This window comes from Microbacterium sp. str. 'China', from assembly GCF_002993305.1.
In the GTDB taxonomy this organism is placed as follows: domain Bacteria; phylum Actinomycetota; class Actinomycetes; order Actinomycetales; family Microbacteriaceae; genus Microbacterium; species Microbacterium paraoxydans.
In genome coordinates this window covers 2,875,681-2,894,404 of sequence record NZ_CP027434.1, presented here as the reverse complement: position 1 = coordinate 2,894,404, position 18,724 = coordinate 2,875,681, and the positions used below count along the sequence as shown (strand labels likewise).

The following is an 18,724-nucleotide window of genomic DNA, read 5'->3' as shown; positions in this document are numbered from 1 at the left end:
GTCGGGTCAGCGGCGCACGCGCGCCCTGGTCTTCGCGACGCCGGCGAGGGTCGCTCGCACCGGCGTTCCGAGGTAGAGGCCGAGGGAGGCGCCGGAGGCGAGCGCGATGCCGATCACGGCGGCGTCGATCAGCGATCCGCCGACGGTGAGCATCCCGGTGGAGGTTCCCGCTGCGTGCACGACCTCGAGGAGACCCTGGAACACCGCGACACCGGGCACGAGCGGGACGATCGCGGCGGTCGTCACCGCGACCGAGGGCACGTGCAGGTTGTGCGCGATGAGCATGCCGACGAAGCTCGCCAGCAGCGCTCCGACCGCGCTCGCCGCGGCCGGGTGGAGCTGGAGGGCGATGGTGCCGGCGTACCCGGCGAGGGTGACGGCGCTCAGCAGGGCGCTGACGAGGATGATGCGGATGCCCGCGCCGTTGAACACGGCCACGGCGACCGCGATGATGATGGCCCCGACGAACTGATTGAGCAGCGGGCCGAAGGGTGCGGGATCGTCCGGCAGCTCCATCGTGAAGCCGAGCACGCCGCCGAGCTCCAGGCCGACGAGGATGCCGATGACCACCCCGAGCGTCTGCATCGTCAGGTCGAGGATGCGGCCGCCGGCCGTGAGCGCGAAGCCGTCGATGGCGTCCTGCGCGGCGCCCACCACCGTGAGCCCCGCGAGCATGAGCACGATTCCCGAGGCGACGATGATCGAGGGGCGGATGCCGACGAACGGTTCGATCCCCGCGCTGCCGAGCGCCGAGACGGCGACCGCGACGACCGTGGTGACGAGGCCTCCCGCGATCTGGCTGAAGAACAGCGGTACCCGCAGCCGGGCCAGGCCCGCCTGGGTGAGCGCCGCCCCCAACGCCGCGACGAACGTGAGACCCACGATGAGCGGGGAGGCCCCGAGCATGATGCTCACTCCGACCGCGAGGAGCGCCCGTGCGACGATGACCACCGGCTGCTGATAGCGGAACGGCACGCGGCGGATGACCCGGAACGCGGTGCGCGCGGCCTCCAGGTCCAGGCCGCTGTCGATGTCGGCCACGAGCGCCTGCACGCGCTGCAGCTTCGCGTGATCGGGGGCGGCGACGCGGACCACGCGGACGAGCGTCTCCGGCCAGACCTCCCCGCTGAGGTGGAAGGACACCGTGATCGAGTTGTAGGTCACGTCGACCTGGACGCCCTTGAGGCCGTACGCCTCGCAGACGCGGGTGATCGCGAGCGTGACCTCGTGCGCAGAGGCGCCGACCGCGAACATCGACTCCCCGATGCGCGTCGCCAGATCGAGGACCCGTGGGACGGTGTGCTCGTCGATCACCGGCATCGCCTCGGTGTGGGCGACGGTGGACGGATCGGTGTGCAGCAGCCGGCGGACGGAGAGGAGCAGTCGCTGGGGGGAACGCGCGGGCATATGTCCCATTCTCCCGCGGACGAGGACCTCCCGATCGACCGCCCCGCTGTCAAGGCCCGAGACGGCTGCTGACCGCGCTTCTACAGTGGGGTCTCGCCGCGCCGCTCCCGACGCCGTGGCAGGAGGATTCGACGATGACGGATGACTCGCTTCCCACGGAGGCGCTGCTCGATGGTCGCTACCACCTCCGGGAGTGCGTCGGGCAGGGCGGGATGGCGCGCGTGTACCGCGCGGAGGACTCGCTCCTCGGGCGCACGGTCGCCATCAAGATGCTCCGCGCGGAGACCGAGCAGGGCGCCGCCTCCGAGCGCGCCCGCGGCGAGATGACCGTGCTCGCTTCCCTGAATCATCCGGCTCTGGTCACGCTGTATGACGCGCAGCTGCATCCGGGGCGGGCCGAGTACCTGGTCATGGAGTTCGTCGACGGGCCGACACTCGCAGAGCGGATCGCCCAGGGGCCGCTGCCCTCGGACGAGGTGGCGGCGCTCGCGGCCGATCTGGCAGAGGCCCTCCATGTCGTGCACGGCGCAGGGATCGTCCACCGCGACATCAAACCCTCCAACGTCCTGCTCACCGGGCGCTCTCTCACCGGGAGCCGGTCGGGTGCCAAGCTCGCCGACTTCGGGATCTCGGTGCTCGTCGACGCGGCCCGGCTGACGTCTCCCGGAACCGTGATCGGCACCGCGGCATACCTGGCGCCGGAGCAGTTGAACGGCGCCGCGCCCGCGCCGCCCGCCGACATCTACGCGCTGGGGCTGGTCCTGCGCGAAGCGCTCACCGGAGAGCGCGCCTTCGCCGAGGCGGAGGGGATCGGTGCCACCCTGGCCCGCTTGATCGAAGCGCCGGTCATCCCGGAATCCGTGGGCCCGGCGTGGTCCGCGCTGCTGCAGCGGATGACAGCGACGGATCCGGAGGACCGGCCGACCGCCGCCGGCGTCTTCGCGGCGGTGTCCGCCCTCGCGCACCACCCCTCGATTCCGCCGCGGCCCCCGCTTCCGGCTGCGATCGCCGCCGCAGCGCTCGCGGAGCGGGAGGCGGCCGGACCGTCCGCTCCGACACGGACCCTCGTGCTGCCCACTCCTCCGTCTCCCGAGGTCGGGATGCTCCGCCCCCGGACTCCTCGCCTGCAGCGGACCCGGCGACGCCGCGGACTCCTGACCGGAGCCGTGGCGGTCGCGGTCGCCCTCACGGTCGCCGGAACGCTCTGGGCGGCAGGGGCGCTCAACCCGAACCCTGTGGTGACGCCTGTCGACACCGAGCCGACCCCTCGCTCGTCTCCGACGCCGGCGGTCGTGGTGCCCGCGACCGTGCCGGAAGAGGTGGACACGCCGGTCGAGGCCCCTGCACCGGAACCGGCGCCCGCGGCACCGGACGACACGAAGGCGGAGAAGGCGCAGGAGGCCGCTCAGAAGGCCGCGCAGAAGGCCGCCGACGAGCAGCGGAAGGCCGAGGAGGACGCGCAGAAGAAGGCCGAGAAGGCTCAGGAGCGCGCCGAGAAGGAAGCGGAGACGGCCCAGGAGGAGGCGGAGAAAGCGAATACCGAGGACGCCGACCTCGAGGATTGAGTCCTCGGGCCTGCGCCCTCCGTATCGGCGGTGCCGGTGTCAGACGGCGAGATCCGCGAGCTGCCGTGAGGCGCTGCTCGTCTCCGTGGGCTCCGGCACCAGGTACAGGCCGTTCGGCGTGTTCGCGGTGAACGCCAGCGCGTCCACCCACCGCCGGTTGATGGCCGGAGGCCGGCTGCCGAAGAACTTGAACACGATGTTCGAGTGCGCGTGCACCCAGACCGTCGTCCGACCGCCCCCGACGGAGGCGTCTTCCTTCCACGAGAACGGCATCGGCTCGCCGCGCCGGAGCTTCGTCGTCATGACGAGCTGGATATGTGTGAGAGCGCGGTCCTCGATCTCGATCTTCGGACCGCCCTCATAGATGAACTTGCCCATTGGATGGATCCTTCGTTCCATCTCCACAGGAACCCGTTGCCAAGAGGCGCAACCACGCTGATCGCTGGTGGGGATGTCTCCACACTCTCACCGATCCCGACTCCGCAACACTCCACTTTCGTCCAGCAGGTCCGTGGCGGACGTCCCCGGCCTCAGATGCGGCGGGGACCGGGGCCGTTCTCGCCGAGGGCGTCCTCCGGATTCAGCAGGCGGCAGGCCTTCAGAGACAGGCAGCCGCAGCCGATGCAGCCCGCGAGCTCGCGCTGCAGGTGCTCGAGCTGGGTGCGCCGCTCCTCGAGCTCGGCGCGCCAGCGCTTGGCCACGCGGCGCCAGTCGCCGTGCGAGGGCGGGGCGTCGACGGGCAGGGTCTGGAAGAGCTCCTGGACTTCGCTGAGCGGGATGCCGATGCGCTTGGCCACGACGATGATCGAGATCCGCCGCAGCATGTGGCGGCGATAGCGCCGCTGATTGCCGGGCGTGCGCGTCGACGCGATGAGGCCCAGCTGCTCGTAGAAGTGCAGCGCGGAGGGCGCGACGCCTGTGCGTCGGGTGACCTCCCCGATCGGGAGGAGATCGTCCGGTTCCATCCGCCGCCCTTCGTAGACCTCAACAATACTTGAGGAACGGACGGAACGGTCAGCGCGAGGTCGGCGGAAGCTTGTCGACGCCGTGGCGGTTCGGCTTGTCCGGCTCGGCCGCGGTCTCCGGCGTCACGTCCTGGCTGTCGGCCGGCGCGCCCGACGTCGGATAGTGCGGCTCGTCGATCTCGACGGCCTTGTCCCGCTCGTCCGCCGGGGGCAGGTGGTCCAGGGGCTGCTTGATGTCATCGGGGTGGTGGCTCATGGCCCCAGGGTGCGCTGTGCCGCGTGCGGCACCCAAGGGGGTTGTCATCCGTCCCGCGGTGTGGTCGGTGGGTGGCGCTACGGTGGGCGGACACGACCACGGAGGGTTTTCCACATGGCATCCGTCCTCGCCGGACTCGATCACATCCAGCTTCCCGTCACCGACCTCGCGGCGTCCAGCGCGTGGTACGAGCGTCTGCTCGGCTTCCGCGTCCTCACCGACTACGGGTCGAGCGCCATGCTCCGGGCCGAGGGCGGTCCGGATCTCATGCTCTGGCAGGCGCCGGGGCACTCGCCGATGAAGCTGACGGTGTCGGGGGAGGAGCGGCCGGTCTTCTTCCTGCGCACGACCGAGATCCACGCGCTCGCCGAGCGGTTCGCGGCAGAGGGCGTCGACGTGGAGAGCTTCGACGACGGCGGCTTCGCCCTCTTCCTGAAGTTCTTCGACCCGGACGGCACCCTGCTCGGACTCATCCAGCACGCCGCCTGAGCCCGGCGTCGGGAGCGGGTCGTCGGGCTCCGCTGCCCTGTCGGTGGGTGCCGGGGCTGGGCTATCGTCGGGGCACGGCTCCGCGCGGAGGGGCTGCGAGGAGGGGCGCATGGAGCAGGTCGACACGGTGATCGTGGGCGCGGGCGTGGCGGGATTGACGGCGGCGCGGCTGCTGCAGGATGCCGGGCGGACGGTCGTGGTGCTCGAAGCGCGCGACCGGATCGGCGGCCGGGTGCACACGGATCGGACCGACGGCGTCGTCGATCTCGGCGCCTCGTGGATCCACGGCGTCGACGGCAGCCCGGTAGCGGCGGCTGCCGAGGCCTTCGGCATGCGGACCGTGGAGTTCACCGTCGGCGGTTTCCAGGTGGACAGCCGGCCGATCGCCTATCACGGCCCCGACGGGCGCCCGCTCTCCGCCGAGGAGACACGCGCCTTCGCCGCCGATGTCCACGCGGTGGACGCCGTGCTCCCGGAGGTCATCGCCGCCTCCCGCCCCACAGCCTCCTACCGCGACGTCACGGACGAGGCCCTCTCCCGCCAGGAATGGAGCGCCGAGCGTACGCAGCGGGTGCGGGAGTACCTGGAGCATCGCGCCGAGGAGCAGTACGGGACGTGGATCGAGGACCTCGCCGCGCACGGCCTCGACGACGACGCGATCGAGGGCGAGGAGGTCGTGTTCCCCGACGGGTACGGCGTGCTCCCGGAGCGCCTGGCCGCCGGCCTCGACATCCGGCTGGAACACCTCGTCACCCGTGTCGACTGGAGCGACGACGGCGTCTGGGTGCGGACCTCGCACGGCGACTTCTCCGGGGACACGACCGTCATCACGGTTCCCGTCGGCGTGCTGCAGGCCGGGACCATGGAGATCGTCCCCCCGCTGCCGCCGGTGAACGCCGAGGCGCTGGGGCGGCTGCGCATGAACGCCTTCGAGAAGGTCTTCCTGCGGTTCCCGACGCGGTTCTGGGAAGACGGGGTGTACGCCCTCCGGCAGCAGGGCCCCGAGGCGCGGTGGTGGCACTCCTGGTACGACCTCACGACGCTGCACGACGAGCCGCTCCTGCTCACCTTCGCCGCCGGGCCCGCCGCGGCGGCCACGCGGGACTGGAGTGACGAGCAGGTGCAGGCCTCGATCATGGCGCAGCTCCGCCGGCTCTACGGCGACGAGATCCCCGATCCGATCGGAATGCGCCGCACGGCCTGGCAGGACGATCCGTTCGCGCACGGCTCGTACGCGTACATGACGGTGGGATCGACCACCACGGATCACGACGACCTCGCCACCCCGGTCGGCGGCGTACTGCACCTCGCGGGCGAGGCCACGTGGACCGATGATCCGGCCACCGTGCCCGCGGCCCTGTTCTCCGGGCATCGTGCGGCCGAGCGCATCCTCGGGCGGGCGGTCCCGATCGAACGGCTCTGGGCGCAGGGGTGACGCGTCCCGGCGCCGGCAGTGTGGCCGTCGCCATTCGTCCGGTCAACCCCCTGCGTCATTCCTCGCCGCCGCGCATACGGTCGTCGGACCGAACAGAGGAGGAGAGCATGAGCGACCCCCAGAACACGCAGGGCACCCCCGGCGCCGACGAGGAAGCCGACACGGCCTCCGGCGGCGCTCCCGACGACAGCGGCGAGAGCACCGACGACGTGCTCGAGCGCGAGACGACGGACGACGAGGGCAAGCCCCTCGAGAACCCGTCCGGCGGCTGACCGCCGCACCGCCCGAGGGTCAGCCGCGCCCCAGGTGGCGCGGCTACTCTCGGGTCATGCGCCGCATCGCTCTCGTCCCTCTGCTGCTCGCCGTCGGTCTCCTCGCCGGGTGTGCGCAGGTCACCCAGGCCGCGGGAGACGCGTTCGGAGTTCCGGTCGCGGAGACGTGCGGGACCCTCGATGACGCGTACGCGCAGTATCAGGAGCTGCTGAGCCAGGGCGACGCATCCGCGGAGCAGCTCGATGCCGCACGCGACGACCTCGTCGCCACCCTCGACGGCGTCGCGGACGGGATGGACGGGCAGCTCGGCGACCTCATCCGCTCCGGCGCCGATCAGCTCGGCGGCATGACCGACCTTCAGGCCCCGGAGACGGTCGAGGCGATCGAGCGCCTCCACGACGGGCTCTCCTCCTTCTGCGGCTGAGCCGACTCGCGCGGTCGTGTCGCGACGTACCACTGCCGGAGCAGCAGCACGATGAGCAGCACGTCGACGGCGTCACCCGCGTAGAACATCAGCTCCGCTCCGATCCGCGCGTCCCCGGGGTCGACGCCCACCGGAGGGTGTGCCCACAGCCATTTGGCGAGGATCGAGTGCGCGGCGATGAAGACGATGAGGACGGACGCCCGTACGGTAACGGAGGCTCGATGCGGATCGGGATCGAGGCCGAGGATGCTCGCGGTGAACAGATACCCCGTCAGCAGGACGTGCAGGTGCACCGCAGCATGGAGCCACGGTGAGGCGTGCATGAGGGGGAACAGCGGCGTGGCGTAGAGGAGCCACAACCCGCCGATGTTGAGGGTGCCCGCGACTACCGGATGCGTGAGCACCCGGATCGGGGCGCTGCGCAGCACCCGGGAGAGCGCTCGGGCCTCGGCGACGGGAAGGGCGCGGAGGGCCAGGGAGACCGGACGCCCGAGCACCAGGAGGAGCGGGGCCAGCATGCCCACGAGGACATGGCCGGCCATGTGCACCGGGAAGCTGCTGTGGGCCAGGGCGGCGAACGGTCCGACGGTGCCGACCGCGGCGCACAGCAGACCGCTCATCCAGGCGGCCGTCCGTGGCCGCGGCCAGGGACTGCGGTCTCGGGCACGCCGCAGCGCGACGAGATACAGCACGGCGGCGCCGAGGAGGAGGACGAGGGCGAGGAAGGGGAGGACGTCGATGCCCCCGCCCGTCGCGTCCGCATCGAGGCCCGGAAGTCGGGGCGGGTCGTCGTGCCCGTCGTGCCCTTCGTGCACGGCTGTCACCCCCTCGGGGCCGGTCGGGTCCGCCACACCGTGAGGGCTCCGGCAGCGAGCAGCACGACGGCCGACACGATCCAGACGGTGTCGTAGAGCACGAGGTCGACGCCGTAGCGGATCTGGTGGATCCCGAGGAGCTTGTGGTCGACGACGCCGTCGAAGAGCTGGAAGAACCCGACCCCGGCGATCACCGCGCCCGTCCATCGCGTCCAGCGCAGGGGGCCACGGCGGCGGACGTCGGCGAGGAGGAAGGCGCCCAGGATCGTGAGGAACCAGCCGAACGCGTGGAAGAACCCGTCGGAGACGAGGGCGACGTCGGAGGTCGACAGGTCGTAGAAGTGATGCCAGTGCAGCACGAGGTGGAAGACGAAGAGGTCGATCATCGAGGCGGCGATCCCGCAGCCGAACAGTAAGCCTGACAGCAGCAGACGCCGGTCGAGGCGGGAGGGGGCTGCGCTGGTCATGGGGTCAGCGTCGTCCGGTCCCTCCACTGCGGCGATGTCCTTGACCGCATCCCGCGGGTGCGGTACGAGCCGATAGTTGCGAAACCGCAACTATCGGCGTATGGTTGATCTCGATCAACTTTCTATGCAGGAGCATTCCCCCGTGACACACACCTCATCCTCTTCCGAGACCGCGCGCTCGGCCCGCGAGGTCTTCACCGCGATCTCCGGCCTCATCGTCGGCATGTTCGTCGCCGTGCTCTCCGGCACGGTCGTCTCGACCTCGATGCCCGTCATCATCGCCGACCTCGGCGGCACCCAGTCGCAGTACACCTGGGTCATCACCGCGAGCCTTCTCGCCACCGCCGTCTCGACGCCGATCTGGGGCAAGCTCGCCGACCTCGTCGACCGCAAGGTCCTCATCCAGATCTCACTCATCCTCTTCACGGTCGGCACCGTCATCGCCGGCTTCTCCACCGACACGAACATGCTCATCGCGGTCCGCGTCGTGCAGGGCATCGGCGTCGGCGGCCTCATGTCGCTCGTCATGATCGCCGTGGCCCTCATCATCTCCCCGCGCGAGCGTGGCAAGTACATGGGCGTCGTCGGCGGCATCATGGCCCTCGGCACGATCGGCGGCCCGCTGCTCGGCGGCGTCATCACCGACGCCTGGGGCTGGCGCGCCAACTTCTTCGTCGGCGTCCCGTTCGCGATCGTCGCCCTGGTGCTGCTGCAGTTCACCCTGCACCTGCCCAAGCCGCAGCGCGGCACCAAGGTGTCCATCGACTACTTCGGCATCGTCCTGCTCGCCGTCGGCGTCTCGACCCTTCTGATCTGGGTCTCCATGGGCGGCAACCAGTTCGATTGGGACTCGGGGACCAGCATCGCGCTCGCCGTCACCGCGGGCGTCGCCATCGCCGCCTTCGTCGCCGTGGAGTTCTTCGTCAAGGAACCCATCGTCCCGATGTCGCTGTTCCGCAACCGCACCTTCACGCTGTCGGTCATCGCCTCGATCGCGATCGGCGTCTCGATGTTCGCGACCTCGGTCTTCCTCGCGCAGTACTTCCAGCTCGCCCGTGGCGCCACGCCGACCGAGTCGGGCCTGATGACCATCCCCATGATCATCGGTCAGATGGGCGCGTCGATCATCATCGGACAGCTCGTCAGCCGGTTCGGCAAGTGGAAGGGCTGGATGGTCACCGGCTCGATCCTCGCCACCATCGGCGTGAGCCTGATGGCGACCCTCCGCTACGACACTCCGTTCACCCTGGTGGCCGTGTACATGTTCGTCCTCGGCGCCGGCCTCGGCATGGTCATGCAGAACCTGACTCTCATCGTGCAGAACGACACGGCTCCGCAGCAGCTGGGCGCGGCCTCGTCGAACGTCAACTTCTTCCGCACGATCGCCGGCACCATCGGCGTGACCGTCATGGGATCGCTGCTGTCGACGAGCGTGGCCGACTTCATGAAGGACGGCCTGAAGGGCTTCGTCCCGACCACGCCCGACGAGATCAGTGCCCTGGAGCGCCTGGGCTCCGGAGACGTGCCGAAGGTGGGCGAGCTGCCCGACACGATCCGCACGATCGTCGAGAGCGCCTACGGGCACGGCATCGCGGACGCGTTCATCCTCGCCATCCCGCTGGCCGTGATCGCGATCATCGCGATCGCGTTCATCAAGAACAAGCCGCTGTCCACCAAGAACGCCGCGGAGCAGCTGCGCGAGCAGGCCGAGGAGTCCGTCATCGAGGTCTCCGAGGCCGAGGTCGGCGCCAACCTCTCGACGGGGACGATCCGCACCGGGCAGGCCGGACCAGCGACCACCACCGGGTCGGTGAGCGTGCTCGAGCGCGACGATCGGAAGCAGGAGCGCTGACATGATCGCGTCCGAGGCGGTCGGCACCCCCGACGTCGACACCGCCCTCAGCGACCTCCAGGCGCATCTCAACCTCATCTTCGCGCGGACCCGGTCGCTGTGGAAGGAATCGGCGTCCCGGGTCCACCCGGAGCTGCAGGTGGCGGGGTACAAGCTGCTCACGTTCATCGACCGGGCGGGCTCGGCCAGTGCGCACGAGCTCGCCGAGCGGTTCGAGATGGACAAGTCCGTCGTCAGTCGCCAGGTGCGGATGCTGGAGGACCTGGGTCTGATCGCCTCCGTGCCGGACGAGCGCGACGGCCGGCTCCGGGTGCTCACCGCGACGCCCGCCGCGTGCACCGCTCTCACCGAGGTCCGGCGAGAGTACGGCACCCGGCTCCGCGCCGTGATCGACGAGCTCACGCCCGCCGAGATCGACGCCGCGTCCAAGGTGTTCCGGCTCCTCGCCGAGGTCTGAGCGAAGCCCCGCGACCGCCTGCGGTCGCGGGGCTTCGCCGTACACTGGCGATATGAGCGCCTCGTCCGACGATCCTGCCGACGACGCTCCCCTCGACGATCTCGACCAGGCGGTCGCCCGCGTCGAGCATGAGCTCGGCCGTCTGTTCGCCCGCATCCGCGTCGGGTGGCGCGAGGCTGCCGCCACCGTGCATCCGGACCTCCAGCCGCTCGGGTACCAGGTCCTGACCTCGATCCTCGCCGGACGGGCGACCTCGGCGGGAGCCCTCATCGAGCGCCTGCAGACGGACAAGTCCGCCGTGAGCCGACAGGTGCGCCAGCTCGAGCAGCTCGGGCTCGTCGAGAGCATCCCGGATCCGGAAGACCGCCGCGCCCGAGTCCTGGTGGCGACCCCGCTGGCCGAGGAGCGCGTCGCTCTCGCCCGCTCCCGGTACGAGGGGCGCATCGGCGAGCGCCTGCGCGGCTGGACGGCCGCCGACCTCGACCACTTCGCGAACCTCGTCGCCGATCTGGGCGGTTGATACACCGGAACACCTGGTCGATTCACGGGAATACAGCGGCCGGCCGCGTCCTTGGTCCCTCTGTGACTCTCTACGACTCCGCCGACTTCGGCTCGCTGCACCTGTCCAACCGCGTCGTCATGGCGCCGCTCACCCGCACGCGTGCGGACGCCGACGGCGTGCCGACCGCGATCATCGAGGAGTACTACCGTCAGCGCGCGGGACAGGGGCTCATCATCTCCGAGGGCGTCTGGCCCGTCCTCGAGGGCAAGTCGTACCCCGGGCAGCCGGGAATCGTGACCTCCGCGCAGATCGACGGATGGCGTCGTGTGGCCGACGCCGTGCACGCCGAGGGCGGCACCATCGTCATGCAGCTCATGCACGGCGGTCGTGTCGGGCACCCGGACATCTCGGGCGAGCCCCGCGTCGTCGCGCCGAGCGCCCTGGCGGCACCAGGGCAGACGCGCACCCTCAAGGGCAAGGCCGACCTGCCCGTCGCGCACGCCCTCACCCTCGACGAGATCCCGGTGGTCGTCGAGCAGTTCGTCCAGGCTGCGCGCAACGCGATCGCGGCCGGCTTCGACGGCGTCGAGGTGCACGGCGCCAACGGCTACCTCGTCCACGAGTTCCTGTCTCCCGTGTCCAACGTCCGCGACGACCAGTACGGCGGCTCGCCGGAGAACCGTGCGCGCTTCGCGGTCGAGGTGACCTCGGCGGTCGCGGCAGCCGTGGGTGCCGACCGCACCGGGATCCGCCTCTCGCCGGCCCACGGCATCCAGGGCGTCATCGAGGACGACGCCGCCGACGTGCTCGCGACCTACACCGCGCTCGCCGAAGGGCTCGCGCCTCTGGGGCTGGCCTTCGTCGATGTGCTGCACCCCGAGCCCGCCGGAGAGCTCGTCCAGGCCATCCGCCGGGCGGCGGGCGCTCCGCTCATCGTCAACACCGGCTTCGGCGTCGAGACCACCCGTGCGACGGCCGAGGAGCTGGTGGCCGAGGACTGGGCGGACGCGGTCGCGGCCGGGCGTCCCGTCATCGCCAACCCCGACCTCGTGGAGCGCTGGCGGACCGGGGCCGAGCTGAACGAACCGCGCCCGGAGCTGTTCTACGGTTCGACCGCCGAGGGCTACATCGACTACCCCTCGCTGGAGGTCGCGCGCGCCGGCGAGTGATGCGGAGCGCCCGCTGTCACACGACGATGTCGTCGGCCGTGTGCAGCGGGCGCCATCCGGTCTCGCGGATCCCGCGTCGGGGGAGGACGTCGGCGTCGGGCAGCGGGCCGAGGTCGACTCCGGTGAGGGCGGTGATCTCGGAGACCGGCACCTGGAACGTGCGGAAGGCTCCGAGCGACGCGACGGCGAGGGCACCCTCCCGGGTGTCGACGAGTTCGGTCTGATCGAGGAGGAACGCGGCGGCGGCGAGTCGGCCCTCGGCATTCCAGGCCGCGATCTTCCAGTACCGGAGGGGGACACGGATGCCGCGGTACGGGGGGTCGGTGTCGTCGAGCACGGGGGCGGTGAACACCGTGAGGCGCTGCGCGGTGGTCTCCGCATACGCGAGCACGTGATCCTCCAGTCCGAGCCAGAGGTCTTTCGACTGGTTGAACACGGCGGCCTGCGGGGCGGCGTTGGGGTACGTGAAGGTCGCCTCCATGGCCGCGCGGGCGTCGGCGAGATCGCCCCAGCCCGGATCGCGGCGGCGCACGAGATGCCCGCGGTCGAGGTCGTTCCGGGCGTACACGGCGGGCCCCGCCTGCTCCTCCGCCGGTACCCGGGGATCGAGGCGCCACTCACCTGTCCGGGGGAGGTCCCGCAGGCGGGCGCCGTCGATGGTGACGGCCGTCACCGCGGCGAGCCGCCGCTCCGGGTCCAGCAGCACCGTGAACCGCGGAGCCGGCAGGGTGCGCACCGCCATCGGAGGCACGGGGAGCGGGAGCGGGATGCCGAGGAACCCGGGGTCGTAGCCGTCCGTCATGCCTCCATCGTGCCCCGGCCCGCCGACATCGGGTGGCCGTATCTCAGGCGGACCCGTTGTCCTCGGCGCGCCGTGCCGCGGCTTCCCGCACGCGGCGGCGGATGCGCAGCGCAATGAACACCAGGAGCAGCAGGATGAGCAGGCCGACCACCACGTCGGAGATCACGCCGCTCCACTGCTCGAGGATCGGCCGGATGGCGGGGCCGAAGGCGAAGCCGAGGCCGATCCAGATGCCGTTCCAGACCGCCGAGCCGACCAGGGTGTACATCGTGAACTTCCACAGGGCCATGCGCTCGATCCCTGCCGGGATCGAGATGAAGGAGCGCACGAGAGGCACGCAGCGGCCGAACAGCACCGCGCCGCCGCCCCAGCGCGCGAAGAACGCCTCCGCCTTGTCGAAGTCGTCGTGGTCGAGGAGTGGGATGCGTCCGACGATGCGCCGGGTGCGGTCCCAGCCGACCGCGGCGCCGAGCGCGTACCAGAGCCACGCACCGGCGAGCCCGCCGATGGTGGCTGCGGCCCAGGCGCCCCAGGCGTTCATCCGGCCGTCGTAGGCGAGGAAGCCCGCCGCGGGCAGGATCGCCTCGGACGGGATCGGGGGGACGAACGTCTCGATGAGCACCGCGAGACCGACACCGACCTCGCCGAGGGTCTCGATGAGGCTGAGCACCCAGCCGATGAAGCCGTCGTAGCCGGGGGCGGAAGCGGCGAGGGGCAGGGTGCCGGGGGTCATCGTGTCCTCTGTCGGGGGATCGCGGTGATCGTGCGGAGAGCGGGTCCATCGGAGCGGACGTCGCCTCTGCACGGTATCGCCCTTCCCTGGACTCCGCCTGCGTGCGCAGGGAGCGGGAGGAGCCGGCATTGTCAAGGTGCTCGCCGCCGCCGGACGGTGCGGAGATCATGGAACCCCATCGACCGAGGAGGCAGCATGACCGATCCGCGACAGGACGAGACGACCGGATTCCACGGGGAGCCCCCGACCGCGAACAACGGCGACGGCGACGCGCCGGAGGTCGACGTGACCGATCTGGAGCCGGAGGAGATCGAGGACGGCGTGGAGGTCGACGACCGTCCCTGAGCGGTAGGGGAGATTTTGACATAGGTCAAAATCTCCCCTACCGTCGAGTCATGGGCACGGCGGAGAGCAGAGACGGCGAGACCGATGCGATCAGCGGTGTCACCGCCGCGGAGATCTCCGAGAGCGTGCGCGACCTCGTCGAGCGGGGGACGCTCGTCGCCGGAGACCGTCTGCCGCCGGTCCGCACTCTCGCCGAGAGGCTGGGCGTGAATCGCAACACCGTGCTCGCCGCCTATCGCGCACTCGTCACCGCCCGCATCGCGACCACCGGCGGGCGCACCGGGACGACCGTGCTCGGCCCTGCAGCCACGCCGGATGAGGGCTTCACGCCCGGAACGGCACTCCGCGACATCGCCAACGGCAACCCGCAGGCCGCCTTGCTCCCCGACCTCGTCGCCGCTCTCGCGACCGTGCGTCCCCATCCCGTCCTTTACGGCGAATCCGTCATCGATGCCGAGCTCGCCGAGTGGGCGACACGATGGATCGCGGAGGATCAGCCTCGTCCCTTCCGGCTCTCGGTCACCGCGGGCGCGGTCGACGCGGTGGAGCGCCTGCTCGCCCAGACGCTCGTGCACGGCGACCGGGTGGGCCTGGAGGATCCGTGCTTCCTGTCCAGCATCCAGACCGCGCGGTTGGCCGGCTACACCCCGGTCGCGATACCGGTCGACGAGGAGGGGATGACGGTGGAGGGCGTCCGTGAGGCCCTGGAGAGCGGCGTGCGCGCGATCGTCTGCACGCCTCGCGCCCACAACCCCACCGGGGCCAGCATCACTCCCTCCCGCGCCGAGGAGCTCCGCGAGGTGCTCGCTCCGCACCCCCACGTGCTGGTGATCGAGGACGACCACTTCTCGCTGCTCTCCCCGACCCCGTACGCCACCATCATCGGGCCGGCCCAGGAGCGCTGGGCGCTGGTGCGGTCGGTCTCCAAGTTCCTCGGCCCTGACATGCGGTTGGCCCTCACGGCGTCCGATCCGGTCACCGCTGAGCGCCTTGCCCTTCGGCTCAGTCCCGGCACCATGTGGGTGAGCCATGTCATGCAGCAGCTCGCGGCGACGATGCTGCGCGACGAGGGAGTGCACCGGCTGGTCGCGGAGGCAGGCGCCCGGTACGCCGCGCGCAACAGGTCCTTCGCCGCGCTCGCGTCCGCTCGAGGGCTGGACGTCGCTGCGGAGAGCGGGTTGAACGTGTGGGTCGACGTCCGCGAGGATGCGGGGGTCGTCGCCGCGCGGCTCGCGCACCGCGGATGGCTCGTGCGACCAGGGTCGGAGTTCGCGCTGGAGGACGAATCCGCCAGTGGACGCCATCTGCGGCTGACCGTGCACGACCTCGATGACGCCGACCTGCGACGCCTGGCCGACGACGTGGCCGCCGCCTCCGGCCCGGCACCGGCCGAGGGGGACGGATGACGACCGGAGATGCCGGGACCGCGTTCCGGGTCGGGCGATCCTCGCGTCTCGACGGCGTGCTCTACGACCTGCGGGGCCCGGTCGCCGCGCGTGCCGCCGAGCTGGAGTCCCGCGGAGAACGGATCCTGCGCCTGAACATCGGCAACCCGGCGCCGTTCGGGTTCGAGGCGCCGCCGGTGATCGTGGAAGCTCTCCGCGAGGCGCTCCCGCATGCCCACGGATACTCGGAATCCCCGGGGCTGCCGGAGACGAGGGAGGCGATCCGCGCGCACTACGCGCGGCGGGCAGGGTTCCGGTCCCTCGGAATCGAGGCGGTGACCGTCGGCAACGGCGTGTCCGAGCTGGTGGGCCTCACGCTGCAGGCACTGCTGGAGCCGGGCGACGAAGTCCTGATCCCGAGTCCCGACTATCCGCTGTGGACCGCATCGACCGTCCTCGCCGGGGGTGAGCCCGTGCATTACCCCTGTGTGGAGGAGGCAGGGTGGATTCCGGACCTCGACGCCATGGCGGCTGCGATCGGCCCCCGGACCGTCGCTGTCGTCGTCATCAATCCGAACAACCCGACCGGCGCCGTGTACCCCAGGGAGACGCTGGAGGGCATCGCGGAGCTGGCCCGTCGCCACGGTCTGCTGCTGCTCTCGGACGAGATCTACGACCGGGTCGTGTACCCCGGATTCACGCACGTCTCCACTGCCCAGGTCGCCCCCGATGTGCCCTGCGTCACCTTCGCCGGACTGTCCAAGACCCATCGCGTCGCCGGGTACCGGGCCGCCTGGGCGGTGACGACCGGGTTCGCTGCGGACGATCCGTTCCTCTCCGGTCTGCGGCTGCTCGCGTCGATGCGGATGTGCGCGTCCGTGCCCGCGCAGCATGCGATCACGGCGGCTCTGGAGCACGACACGTCGCTCGATGCGCTCGTCTCGGCGGACGGGCGGCTGACGGCGCAACGCGACGCCGCCACGGCGGCGCTCCGCGCGATCCCCGGCGTCGACGTTCACGAGGCGGGCGGGGGGCTCTACCTCTTCCCCCGCCTCGACCCTGAGGTGTACGGCATCCGTGACGACGAGCGCCTGGTCCTCGACTTCCTCGATGCGGAACGCATCCTCCTCGTGCACGGTCGCGCCTTCAACGGCGCCGACACCGACCACGTGCGCATCGCCTTCCTGCCCGAGACGGAGACCCTGGTCGATGCGGTGCAGCGCTTCGGCCGCTTCCTGCAGGGGTACTCGCCGCCCGGCGCGTGAGGACACCTGACCCGGTGGAGTGACCGAGTGGCCAGGTCGCGGTCCGCAAGACCGTGTACGCAGGTTCGATTCCTGCCTCCACCTCCGATCCGGCTCTCGACGAGCCGTTCCCGACGAAGGGCATCTCCATGCAGAAGGACTTCATCCCGGCCGCCGCGCCGCTCATCGGCGACGACGAGGTGACAGCCGTCGAACGGGTGCTCCGCAGCGGGATGCTCGCGCAGGGCCCCGAGGTGGCGGCGTTCGAGCGCGAGTTCGCGACCCGGTTCGTGGAGGGGCGCACCACCGTCGCGGTCAATTCCGGGACGAGCGGGCAGCTCCTGGGGCTGCTCGCCGCCGGTGTGGGGCCGGGCGACGAGGTGATCGTGCCGTCCTTCACCTTCGCGGCGGTCGCGAACTCCGTGGTGCTGGCCGGAGCGACGCCGGTGTTCGTCGACATCGAACCGACGCACTTCACGCTGGATCCGACCCGGGTCCGTGCCGCGGTCACCGCCCGCACGAAGGGCGTCATGCCCGTGCATCTGTACGGGCACCCGTTCCTCGTGGACGGTATCGAGGAGGTCGCCAACGACCACGGTCTCGCCATCTACGAAGATGCTGCGCAGGCCCACGGCGCTGCGTGGCGAGGGAGGCCGGCGGGGACCATCGGCACGTTCGGCATGTTCAGCCTCTATCCGACGAAGAACATGACGGCGATCGAGGGCGGCATGGTGTCCTGTGCGGACGAGCAGGTGGCGCGCCGTATCCGTCTGCTCCGCAACCAGGGCATGGAGACGCAGTACGCGAACGAGGTCGTCGGCTACAACAACCGGATGAGCGAGGTGCATGCCGCGGTCGGTCGGGTGCAGCTCGGGCGGGTCGCCGCCTGGACCCGGCGGCGACAGGGGAACGCCGCGTTCCTCGACGCCGCGCTCGCCGGCATCGACGGGCTCACGGTGCCCGCGGTCGCGGAGGGCGCCGAGCACGTCTATCACCAGTACACGGTGCGGATCGCGGCGGGGGAGCGCGACCGGGTACGCGACGCTCTCCGCGATGAGCACGGGGTGGGTTCCGGCGTCTACTACCCGATCCCGAACCATCGGCTGCCCTCGCTGGCGCGCTTCGCTCCGACCGATGAGCTGCCGGAGACGGAACGGGCGGCGCAGGAGGTGCTCTCCCTCCCCGTGCACCCTTCGCTCACGGCCGGCGATCTCGACCGGATCGTGACAGGGGTCGCGGCGGTGATGTCGGCCGGCGGCTGACTTCAGGCGGCGAGGCCGAGCCAGGCGCGCGGCGAGCGGCCGAGACGCTGGGTGAACGCACGGGAGAAGGCAGAGGCGCTCGCATAGCCGAGGTCGGCGGCGACAGCGCTCACCGACATCCCCGCGCGGAGCTGCTCCTGAGCGATCGTGAGGCGCCACTCCGTGAGGTAGTCCCCTGGGGCGCGGCCCACGACGTCCTTGAAGCGCGCCGCGAAGGCGCTGCGCGACATCGTTGCGGTCCGCGCGAGGGAGTCGAGCGTCCACGGTTCGCCGGGCGCCTCGTGCATCGCCACGAGGGCCGGGGCGAGGCGCTCGTCGGCCAGGCCGGGCAGCAGCCCCGGCGGCAGGGCCAGATCACCGGAGTGATCGAGCATCCAGCGCAGGAGCTGGATGAGGACGACCTCGAACATGCGGTCGGCCAGGAGGGGGCGCCCGCAGCGCACGTTGTCGACCTCGGCGAACAGGAGGTCGAGTGCTGGGCCGAGGGTGGACACCTCGTCGAGCGGAAGGACGATCACGGACGGGAGGGTGCGGACGAGCGGATGCGTCGCTCCGCCGTCGAAGTCGATCGTCGCGCAGGCGAAGTCGGACTCCTCGGTCGGGGCGTTGAGGAAGGTGTGATCGATGGGGCGGGGGAAGAACAGCAGGCTGGGGCGGGTGATCGTCTCGCGCTCGATGCGGCCGTCCGGGCGCTGGTGCGTCACCTCCATCTCGCCGCGACGCAGCACGTGAAGGAAACCGTGGCCCGCACTCGCGGCGAAGACCGTGGTCCCGCACAGGGGTCCGGTGTGGAACAGGCGGCTGCGCACCCGGAAGCGGTCGAGCAGCGGGGTGAGGCGGTCAAGCGGCGGCATGCTTCCATTCTTCTGGACGATAT

The 18,724-nt window shown here is 71.0% G+C and carries 22 protein-coding genes and 1 tRNA gene; 14 read left to right on the top strand and 9 right to left on the bottom strand.

Going from position 1 to position 18,724, the window contains the following annotated elements:
• Positions 1-6 precede the first annotated feature (6 nt).
• A complete protein-coding gene (locus C6C15_RS14130; RefSeq protein ID WP_060922705.1) occupies positions 7-1,407 on the bottom strand; it encodes a threonine/serine ThrE exporter family protein in 1,401 nt (466 codons plus the stop codon).
• Between the two features lie 134 nt (positions 1,408-1,541).
• Here C6C15_RS14130 and C6C15_RS14125 point away from each other — a divergent pair, with 134 nt between their 5' ends.
• The gene (locus C6C15_RS14125; protein ID WP_105950391.1) at positions 1,542-2,972 is read left to right on the top strand and encodes a serine/threonine-protein kinase; all 1,431 of its coding nucleotides are present in this window, start codon (positions 1,542-1,544) and stop codon (positions 2,970-2,972) included.
• Between the two features lie 39 nt (positions 2,973-3,011).
• Here C6C15_RS14125 and C6C15_RS14120 read toward each other — a convergent pair whose 3' ends face one another.
• From C6C15_RS14120 to C6C15_RS14110, 3 genes are all read right to left on the bottom strand, one after another.
• Positions 3,012-3,350: a DUF7882 family protein gene (locus C6C15_RS14120; RefSeq protein WP_105950390.1), complete on the bottom strand. Its 339-nt coding sequence runs from the start codon at positions 3,348-3,350 to the stop codon at positions 3,012-3,014.
• 152 nt (positions 3,351-3,502) lie between these two features.
• Positions 3,503-3,937 (bottom strand): redox-sensitive transcriptional activator SoxR, encoded by a 435-nt coding sequence (gene soxR / locus C6C15_RS14115; protein WP_060922707.1) that lies wholly within the window; start codon positions 3,935-3,937, stop codon positions 3,503-3,505.
• A gap of 49 nt (positions 3,938-3,986) precedes the next feature.
• Positions 3,987-4,193, bottom strand: a complete 207-nt coding sequence (locus tag C6C15_RS14110) for a hypothetical protein (protein WP_105950389.1) — start codon at positions 4,191-4,193, stop codon at positions 3,987-3,989.
• A gap of 114 nt (positions 4,194-4,307) precedes the next feature.
• Between C6C15_RS14110 and C6C15_RS14105 the strand changes: the two genes are divergently transcribed.
• From C6C15_RS14105 to C6C15_RS14095, 4 genes are all read left to right on the top strand, one after another.
• On the top strand, positions 4,308-4,682 hold the full coding sequence (locus tag C6C15_RS14105; protein ID WP_105950388.1) for a VOC family protein: 375 nt from the start codon (positions 4,308-4,310) through the stop codon (positions 4,680-4,682).
• A 109-nt stretch (positions 4,683-4,791) separates the two neighbouring features.
• Entirely contained in the window at positions 4,792-6,117 is a 1,326-nt protein-coding gene (locus C6C15_RS14100) for a flavin monoamine oxidase family protein (RefSeq protein WP_105950387.1), read from the top strand.
• A 107-nt stretch (positions 6,118-6,224) separates the two neighbouring features.
• Positions 6,225-6,389, top strand: a complete 165-nt coding sequence (locus C6C15_RS17240) for a hypothetical protein (protein ID WP_164498166.1) — start codon at positions 6,225-6,227, stop codon at positions 6,387-6,389.
• 56 nt (positions 6,390-6,445) lie between these two features.
• Positions 6,446-6,814: a hypothetical protein gene (locus C6C15_RS14095; protein ID WP_105950386.1), complete on the top strand. Its 369-nt coding sequence runs from the start codon at positions 6,446-6,448 to the stop codon at positions 6,812-6,814.
• Here C6C15_RS14095 and C6C15_RS14090 read toward each other — a convergent pair.
• Complete coding sequence (locus C6C15_RS14090) at positions 6,748-7,665, bottom strand: cytochrome c oxidase assembly protein (protein WP_234024158.1); 918 nt, start codon at positions 7,663-7,665, stop codon at positions 6,748-6,750. The genes C6C15_RS14095 and C6C15_RS14090 overlap by 67 nt on opposite strands.
• Positions 7,635-8,096 (bottom strand): DUF2243 domain-containing protein, encoded by a 462-nt coding sequence (locus C6C15_RS14085; protein WP_105950837.1) that lies wholly within the window; start codon positions 8,094-8,096, stop codon positions 7,635-7,637. The genes C6C15_RS14090 and C6C15_RS14085 overlap by 31 nt, the downstream gene beginning before the upstream one ends.
• Before the next feature lie 124 nt (positions 8,097-8,220).
• Between C6C15_RS14085 and C6C15_RS14080 the strand changes: the two genes are divergently transcribed.
• The 4 genes from C6C15_RS14080 to C6C15_RS14065 all read left to right on the top strand — a co-directional run bounded on the left by C6C15_RS14080 (position 8,221) and on the right by C6C15_RS14065 (position 12,076).
• On the top strand, positions 8,221-9,948 hold the full coding sequence (locus tag C6C15_RS14080; protein ID WP_060922712.1) for an MDR family MFS transporter: 1,728 nt from the start codon (positions 8,221-8,223) through the stop codon (positions 9,946-9,948).
• 1 nt (position 9,949) lies between these two features.
• Positions 9,950-10,405 (top strand): MarR family winged helix-turn-helix transcriptional regulator, encoded by a 456-nt coding sequence (locus C6C15_RS14075; protein ID WP_025102534.1) that lies wholly within the window; start codon positions 9,950-9,952, stop codon positions 10,403-10,405.
• A gap of 52 nt (positions 10,406-10,457) precedes the next feature.
• Positions 10,458-10,925, top strand: a complete 468-nt coding sequence (locus tag C6C15_RS14070; RefSeq protein WP_102208798.1) for a MarR family winged helix-turn-helix transcriptional regulator — start codon at positions 10,458-10,460, stop codon at positions 10,923-10,925.
• Between the two features lie 62 nt (positions 10,926-10,987).
• Positions 10,988-12,076 carry an alkene reductase gene (locus tag C6C15_RS14065; protein ID WP_105950385.1) on the top strand — a complete coding sequence of 363 codons (1,089 nt, stop codon included), beginning with the start codon at positions 10,988-10,990 and terminating at the stop codon, positions 12,074-12,076.
• Positions 12,077-12,092: 16 nt separating this feature from the next.
• On the opposite strand, the gene C6C15_RS14060 is transcribed toward C6C15_RS14065, so the two are convergent.
• The gene (locus C6C15_RS14060) at positions 12,093-12,878 is read right to left on the bottom strand and encodes a DNA/RNA non-specific endonuclease (RefSeq protein ID WP_105950384.1); all 786 of its coding nucleotides are present in this window, start codon (positions 12,876-12,878) and stop codon (positions 12,093-12,095) included.
• Positions 12,879-12,921: 43 nt separating this feature from the next.
• Positions 12,922-13,611: a DedA family protein gene (locus tag C6C15_RS14055; RefSeq protein ID WP_105950383.1), complete on the bottom strand. Its 690-nt coding sequence runs from the start codon at positions 13,609-13,611 to the stop codon at positions 12,922-12,924.
• Positions 13,612-13,806: 195 nt separating this feature from the next.
• On the opposite strand from C6C15_RS14055, the gene C6C15_RS17145 reads away from it, so the two are divergent.
• From C6C15_RS17145 to C6C15_RS14035, 5 genes are all read left to right on the top strand, one after another.
• The gene (locus C6C15_RS17145) at positions 13,807-13,956 is read left to right on the top strand and encodes a hypothetical protein (RefSeq protein ID WP_157547026.1); all 150 of its coding nucleotides are present in this window, start codon (positions 13,807-13,809) and stop codon (positions 13,954-13,956) included.
• Between the two features lie 50 nt (positions 13,957-14,006).
• Positions 14,007-15,362, top strand: a complete 1,356-nt coding sequence (locus C6C15_RS14050) for an aminotransferase class I/II-fold pyridoxal phosphate-dependent enzyme (RefSeq protein ID WP_105950382.1) — start codon at positions 14,007-14,009, stop codon at positions 15,360-15,362.
• Positions 15,359-16,606 (top strand): aminotransferase class I/II-fold pyridoxal phosphate-dependent enzyme, encoded by a 1,248-nt coding sequence (locus C6C15_RS14045; RefSeq protein WP_105950381.1) that lies wholly within the window; start codon positions 15,359-15,361, stop codon positions 16,604-16,606. The genes C6C15_RS14050 and C6C15_RS14045 overlap by 4 nt, the downstream gene beginning before the upstream one ends.
• A 13-nt stretch (positions 16,607-16,619) precedes the next feature.
• A tRNA-Cys gene (locus C6C15_RS14040) sits at positions 16,620-16,690 on the top strand.
• A gap of 44 nt (positions 16,691-16,734) precedes the next feature.
• Entirely contained in the window at positions 16,735-17,847 is a 1,113-nt protein-coding gene (locus C6C15_RS14035; RefSeq protein WP_105950836.1) for a DegT/DnrJ/EryC1/StrS family aminotransferase, read from the top strand.
• Positions 17,848-17,849: 2 nt separating this feature from the next.
• On the opposite strand, the gene C6C15_RS14030 is transcribed toward C6C15_RS14035, so the two are convergent.
• Complete coding sequence (locus C6C15_RS14030; protein WP_105950380.1) at positions 17,850-18,701, bottom strand: AraC family transcriptional regulator; 852 nt, start codon at positions 18,699-18,701, stop codon at positions 17,850-17,852.
• Between the last annotated feature and the right edge of the window lie 23 nt (positions 18,702-18,724).

Coding starts and splice junctions, on each gene's coding strand:
- C6C15_RS14100 (WP_105950387.1), top strand. CDS start 4,792: ATGGAGCAGGTCGACACGGTGATCGTGGGCGCGGGCGTGGCGGGATTG.
- C6C15_RS14105 (WP_105950388.1), top strand. CDS start 4,308: ATGGCATCCGTCCTCGCCGGACTCGATCACATCCAGCTTCCCGTCACC.
- soxR (WP_060922707.1), bottom strand. CDS start 3,937: ATGGAACCGGACGATCTCCTCCCGATCGGGGAGGTCACCCGACGCACA.
- C6C15_RS14095 (WP_105950386.1), top strand. CDS start 6,446: ATGCGCCGCATCGCTCTCGTCCCTCTGCTGCTCGCCGTCGGTCTCCTC.
- C6C15_RS14080 (WP_060922712.1), top strand. CDS start 8,221: ATGCAGGAGCATTCCCCCGTGACACACACCTCATCCTCTTCCGAGACC.
- C6C15_RS14035 (WP_105950836.1), top strand. CDS start 16,735: ATGCAGAAGGACTTCATCCCGGCCGCCGCGCCGCTCATCGGCGACGAC.
- C6C15_RS17145 (WP_157547026.1), top strand. CDS start 13,807: ATGACCGATCCGCGACAGGACGAGACGACCGGATTCCACGGGGAGCCC.
- C6C15_RS14120 (WP_105950390.1), bottom strand. CDS start 3,350: ATGGGCAAGTTCATCTATGAGGGCGGTCCGAAGATCGAGATCGAGGAC.
- C6C15_RS17240 (WP_164498166.1), top strand. CDS start 6,225: ATGAGCGACCCCCAGAACACGCAGGGCACCCCCGGCGCCGACGAGGAA.
- C6C15_RS14070 (WP_102208798.1), top strand. CDS start 10,458: ATGAGCGCCTCGTCCGACGATCCTGCCGACGACGCTCCCCTCGACGAT.
- C6C15_RS14075 (WP_025102534.1), top strand. CDS start 9,950: ATGATCGCGTCCGAGGCGGTCGGCACCCCCGACGTCGACACCGCCCTC.
- C6C15_RS14055 (WP_105950383.1), bottom strand. CDS start 13,611: ATGACCCCCGGCACCCTGCCCCTCGCCGCTTCCGCCCCCGGCTACGAC.
- C6C15_RS14085 (WP_105950837.1), bottom strand. CDS start 8,096: ATGACCAGCGCAGCCCCCTCCCGCCTCGACCGGCGTCTGCTGCTGTCA.
- C6C15_RS14045 (WP_105950381.1), top strand. CDS start 15,359: ATGACGACCGGAGATGCCGGGACCGCGTTCCGGGTCGGGCGATCCTCG.
- C6C15_RS14060 (WP_105950384.1), bottom strand. CDS start 12,878: ATGACGGACGGCTACGACCCCGGGTTCCTCGGCATCCCGCTCCCGCTC.
- C6C15_RS14050 (WP_105950382.1), top strand. CDS start 14,007: ATGGGCACGGCGGAGAGCAGAGACGGCGAGACCGATGCGATCAGCGGT.
- C6C15_RS14125 (WP_105950391.1), top strand. CDS start 1,542: ATGACGGATGACTCGCTTCCCACGGAGGCGCTGCTCGATGGTCGCTAC.
- C6C15_RS14110 (WP_105950389.1), bottom strand. CDS start 4,193: ATGAGCCACCACCCCGATGACATCAAGCAGCCCCTGGACCACCTGCCC.
- C6C15_RS14030 (WP_105950380.1), bottom strand. CDS start 18,701: ATGCCGCCGCTTGACCGCCTCACCCCGCTGCTCGACCGCTTCCGGGTG.
- C6C15_RS14130 (WP_060922705.1), bottom strand. CDS start 1,407: ATGCCCGCGCGTTCCCCCCAGCGACTGCTCCTCTCCGTCCGCCGGCTG.